This is a genomic window from candidate division TA06 bacterium (assembly GCA_016208585.1).
Taxonomy (GTDB): domain Bacteria; phylum Edwardsbacteria; class AC1; order AC1; family EtOH8; genus UBA5202.
The window spans coordinates 1-5,169 of record JACQXR010000129.1 but is presented as its reverse complement, the minus strand read 5'-3'; the positions used below and the strand labels follow the sequence as shown (position 1 = coordinate 5,169).

The 5,169-nt window shown below is 50.8% G+C and carries 3 protein-coding genes; all 3 read left to right on the top strand.

Annotation, left to right across the window (positions count from 1 at the left end):
* Nucleotides 1–724: T9SS type A sorting domain-containing protein (locus tag HY768_09680; protein ID MBI4727467.1), on the top strand; the 724-nt coding region annotated here is incomplete at its 5' end.
* 128 nt (nt 725–852) lie between these two features.
* Nucleotides 853–3,912 carry a preprotein translocase subunit SecA gene (secA, locus tag HY768_09675; protein ID MBI4727466.1) on the top strand — a complete coding sequence of 1,020 codons (3,060 nt, stop codon included), beginning with the start codon at nt 853–855 and terminating at the stop codon, nt 3,910–3,912.
* 44 nt (nt 3,913–3,956) lie between these two features.
* Nucleotides 3,957–4,913, top strand: coding sequence for a site-specific DNA-methyltransferase (locus tag HY768_09670; protein MBI4727465.1), 957 nt, complete (start codon nt 3,957–3,959; stop codon nt 4,911–4,913).
* The last annotated feature ends 256 nt before the right edge of the window (nt 4,914–5,169 follow it).

Below are 5,169 nucleotides of genomic sequence, written 5' to 3'. Positions count from 1 at the left end.
TTTCTACGCAGATCTTGGCACCGAAGAGGCTATGGTTTACACCATTCAAAAGGAGGGCACCTTCAACTACGGGCAAACGCCCGACTTGACGGTTGATTACCACCCCACCCAGCTAAAATACTCGTTCACCGGCCTTGATCCGGCCAGATACTACATGCTAAAAGCCGTTTATTACCACGAATCAAAAGACCGTATTCAGCAAAAAATGAAAATTGACGGACGGCAGTTCGATGTGGCCAATTTAAAGCCCAAAGAAAAGGCCGAGTTCAAACGCTGGTTGGTGCCAAATCTTTACAGCGACGGCCAGATTGACATAACCATAGACAAGCAAAAAGGCGAGTATGCCGTTTGCGCCGTATTGTTAATCGAGGAATACGAAAAGGACTGCGACGAGAGCAAAGGCGGGGGAACACAAACTACGGAATCAAAGCCTGTAACTGCCACCTATAGCTACGCGCTTATGCAGAACTCCCCCAATCCCTGCCAACAATCAACAATGATCAATTATCAATTGGCAAAACCGGGGCAGGTAAGTTTGAAGGTTTACAACACCCTGGGTCAGGCGGTCAAAACCTTGGTCAACAAAAGCCAAAACCCCGGCCCGTATAGCGTTAAATGGGACAACAAAGACGAGACGGGCAGACAGGTAACGGCAGGCATTTACTTCTACAGGCTGTCCTCGGGCGAGTTTAACAGCACAAAGAAGATGGTGGCCCTTAGATAGTCTTACACCTAATTGTATAAAAGGTCAAAACTTAACGTTTTGGCCTTTTATTTTTCCTTTTTCTCTTGAATTATTCCTTTTTTTATGATAAATTAAACTGTTATATTGCAATAAATTCAAAGGCTTAAATGATCAACAAGATACTCCATACCATATTTGGCGATAAGAACACCCGCGAGGCAAAAAAACTCTGGCCCATAGTGGAACAGGTCAACCTTGAGGCCAAGGAATTACTGGATATCTCCGATGCAGACTTGCAGGCCAAGACCGCTGAATTCAAAAAGATCATAGAGGACGCCCGGAAAGAGGGGCAGGACGACAAGGATACCCTGGAAGAGCTGCTGCCGCAGGCTTTTGCCGTGGTCAAAGAAGCCTGTCGCAGGCACGTGGGAAAGAAGTGGGAGGTCTGCGGGCTGGAGCTGGGCTGGGAGATGGTTCCCTTCGATGTCCAGATACTGGGCGGGATCGCCCTGCACCAGGGCAAGATCGCCGAGATGGCCACCGGCGAAGGCAAGACCCTGGTGGCCACCATGCCGGTCTACCTGAACGCCCTGACCGGAGACGGCGTGCACTTAGTCACCGTCAACAATTACCTGGCCCGCCGCGACAGCCAGTGGATGGGGCAGATCTATCGCTTCCTGGGCCTTACCGTTGGCTGTCTGGATGACACCGAGCCGGGCACCCCGGAACGGCGGGACGCCTATCATTGCGACATAGTTTACGGCACCAACAACGAGTTCGGCTTCGACTACCTGCGGGACAACATGGCTTTAAGCCCGGAACAGTGCGTCCAGCGCCGGCACTGTTACGCCATCATCGACGAGGTGGACTCGATTCTGATCGACGAGGCCCGTACCCCGCTGATCATCTCCGGGCCGGTGGAGCATTCCACCCACCGCTACGACGAGATGAAGCGCCCGGTGGAGAAATTGGTGGAGAGTCAATCCCACCTGGTCAACCGGATCGTGGCCGAGGCCGAAAAGCTTCTGACTGACGGGCAGGATTACCAGGCCGGGATCAAGCTGCTGCAGGCCAACCGGGGCGCGCCCAAGCATAAGAAGCTTTCCAAGCTGCTACAGGATGGGGCCCACAAGCAGACGATGCAACAGGTGGAAACGGACTACATGCGCGACAAGAAGATGTCGGAGATCGACGAGGAGCTGTTCTTCGCCATCGACGAAAAATCCCACGTGGTGGACCTGACCGAGAAGGGGCGCCAGGCCATTTCCCCAAAAGACCCGGATATTTTCATCATTCCCGACCTGACCACCGAGATCCACCGGATAGACTCGGATGAATCCTTGAACCCCGAGCAGAAGGCCGAGGCCAAACAAAAATTAGACCGGCTTTTCTCGGAGCGTTCCGAGAAGAACCAGAACATCGCCCAGCTGCTGCGGGCCTATTCCCTGTTCGACAAGGACGTGGAATACGTGGTCTCCGAAGGCAAGGTGCTGATCGTGGACGAGTTCACCGGCCGGCTGATGCCGGGCCGCCGTTTCTCCGACGGGCTGCACCAGGCCCTAGAGGCCAAGGAGGGCGTGGCCATCGAGCGGGAGACCCAGACCCTGGCCACCATCACCATCCAGAACTATTTTAGGCTGTACCAGAAGCTGGCCGGCATGACCGGCACCGCCGAGACCGAGGCCGGGGAGTTCTACCAGATCTACAAGCTGGAGGTGATAGTGATCCCCACCAACCGCCCGGCCCGCCGCCGCGACTACGACGACGTGATCTACCGCACCCGCCGGGAGAAGTACAACGCGGTGATCGAGGAGATCGAGCAGATGCACCAGGCCAAAAGGCCGGTGCTGGTGGGCACGGTCTCGGTGGAGGTCTCCGAAACTTTATCCCGGATGTTGGCCCGCCAGGGCATCCAGCACTCGGTGCTGAACGCCAAGTATCACCAGAAGGAGGCCGAGATCATCTCGCTGGCCGGGCAGCCGGGCAACGTGGTGATAGCCACCAACATGGCCGGGCGCGGCACCGACATCAAGCTGGGCCAGGAAGTGGTCAAGAGCGCCCACTGCCGCCTGGTGCAAAGCGACCAGCATCCCGACCAGTGCCCGCACCTGGAAGAACTGAAGTGCAAACAGGATGTGCCCTGCGGTTTGCATATCATCGGCACCGAGCGCCACGAGGCCCGGCGCATCGACCGCCAGTTGCGGGGAAGGTCCGGGCGCCAGGGCGATCCCGGCTCCTCCCGGTTCTACCTGTCGCTGGAAGACGACCTGATGCGGCTGTTCGGCTCCGACAAGATCGCCGGGGTGATGGCCAAGATGGGGGCCGAGGAGGGCGAGGCGCTGACCCATCCGCTTTTGACCCGGCAGATCGGCAGCGCTCAGAAAAGGGTGGAGGGCTACAACTTCGACATCCGCAAGCACCTGCTGGAATACGACGACGTGATGAACAAACAGCGCGAGGCCATCTACCAGATGCGCCACCAGGCTTTGGTGGAGACCGACCTCAGCGCCGAGATGTCCGAGCTGATGGAGCGGGTGGTGGAATACGGGCTGGAGGAGCATGTAGACAAAAAGGAATATCCCGAGAACTGGGACTGGCCGGGCTTGAACGATTATTTCCGGCGGCATTTTTTGCTGGAGGTCTCCGTCCCCGAGCCCGAAAAAAATAAGATGAGTGTTGACCGGCTCCATGAAAATCTGCTGCACATGGTTCAAAGCCAGTACCGGGCCAAGGAACAGCTTTTGGGAACGCCGCTGATGCGGCAGTTGGAGCGGCTGGTGAGGCTGCAGGTGATTGACGAGAAATGGCGGGAGCATCTCAACAATTTAGACGCCCTCAAAGAGGGAATAAACTTAAGGGCCTACGGCCAGAAGGACCCTCTGATTGAATACAAGCGGGAATGCTATTCCATGTTTATGGAGCTTTCCCAGGACATCGACCGCCAGACCATAGAACTGTTGTTCAAGGCCCATCCAGTGGGAATGAACGCGCCCCAGATGAAGTCCGTGGCCATGCAGGCCTTTAAACCGGATCTGGCGGCGCCTTCGTCCAGGCAGGTTTCTCCGGCGCAGAGTAATTCTGAAACCAGAAGCCCGGTGGGGCCATCCGAAAATGAGAGGCTCAAGATGAAGCCGGTGGTACGCAAAGGGCCCAAGGTGGGGCGCAACGATCCCTGTCCCTGCGGCAGCGGGAAGAAGTACAAAAAGTGCTGCGGGGTTGATGCCTAACAAAACACTGATAAATTATAAGTTAAAAAGGATTTAGTGTGAAAATGCGCAACAAACAAGTGAAAGAACCTTTGATTGAATATGTTAGCCCCGAAATTGAGTATCAAATTAAAAAGGGCGACAGTTTAGTAACATTACAAAATATTGAGGATAATAAATTTGATTTGATAATTACTTCACCACCTTATAATATTGGGAAATCTTATGAAACAAAAACAAGTATTGAAAAATACTTAGAAACCCAAGAAGAAATAATAAACGAATTAGTGAGAACACTCTCAAGTAAAGGGAGTATTTGTTGGCAAGTAGGTAATTATGTATGCAAAGGTGAAGTTTACCCATTAGATATATATTATTACCAAATATTTAAAAAGCATGGTTTAAAACTACGCAATAGAATTATATGGTATTTTGGTCATGGCTTGCATGCATCAAATAGGTTTAGTGGACGTTATGAAACTATTTTATGGTTTAGCAAAACTGATAATTATATTTTTAATCTTGATAATGTACGTGTCCCTGCAAAATATCCCGGAAAGCTGCATTTTAAAGGCCCCAAAAAAGGGCAACCCTCTGGCAATCCACTCGGTAAAAATCCTAGCGATATTTGGAAAATTGTTAAAAAGGATTGGGTTGACGGATTATGGAATATACCTAATGTAAAGTCAAACCATCCTGAAAAAACAACTCATCCTTGTCAGTTCCCAATTGAGCTTGTAGAAAGATGTGTACTCGCTTTGTCAAATGAACATAGTTGGGTATTAGATCCATTTTCCGGGGTAGGTTCAACAGTTATTGCCGCATTAAAAAATAATAGGAATGCTGTTGGGATTGAAAAAGAGGAACAGTACTGCAAAATTGCAAATCAAAGAATTAAAGACTTATATGAGGGGGTCTTGAAAACGAGGCCTATCAATAAAACAATACATGTACCGACAAGTAACGATAAAATAACTAAAATTCCCAAAGAATGGTTAGAGTTATCAAATAGAGAGGTTTGAATTATATGAGAATATCACAAAAATATTCACATTTAAACGGTGAGGAATATCTCATTGTGCACCATAACAATCTTTATAAAGAGATTAAAGAGGTTATAGAGGATATTGATGCCTCTAAAGGTTGGCTTTGGTATGAAACCGTACACCCCCCGATGCCTATATATTGAGGGTGAACTTTATTTCGGATATTAATGTAATGACCCTTTTATACTCGGAGTATATCCGGAGCCATTCTTTTTCGATGTCCCATTCTACG

Bases quoted from the DNA above. Each gene is read 5' to 3' on its own strand.
- secA (MBI4727466.1), top strand. From the start codon at position 853: ATGATCAACAAGATACTCCATACCATATTTGGCGATAAGAACACCCGC.
- HY768_09670 (MBI4727465.1), top strand. From the start codon at position 3,957: ATGCGCAACAAACAAGTGAAAGAACCTTTGATTGAATATGTTAGCCCC.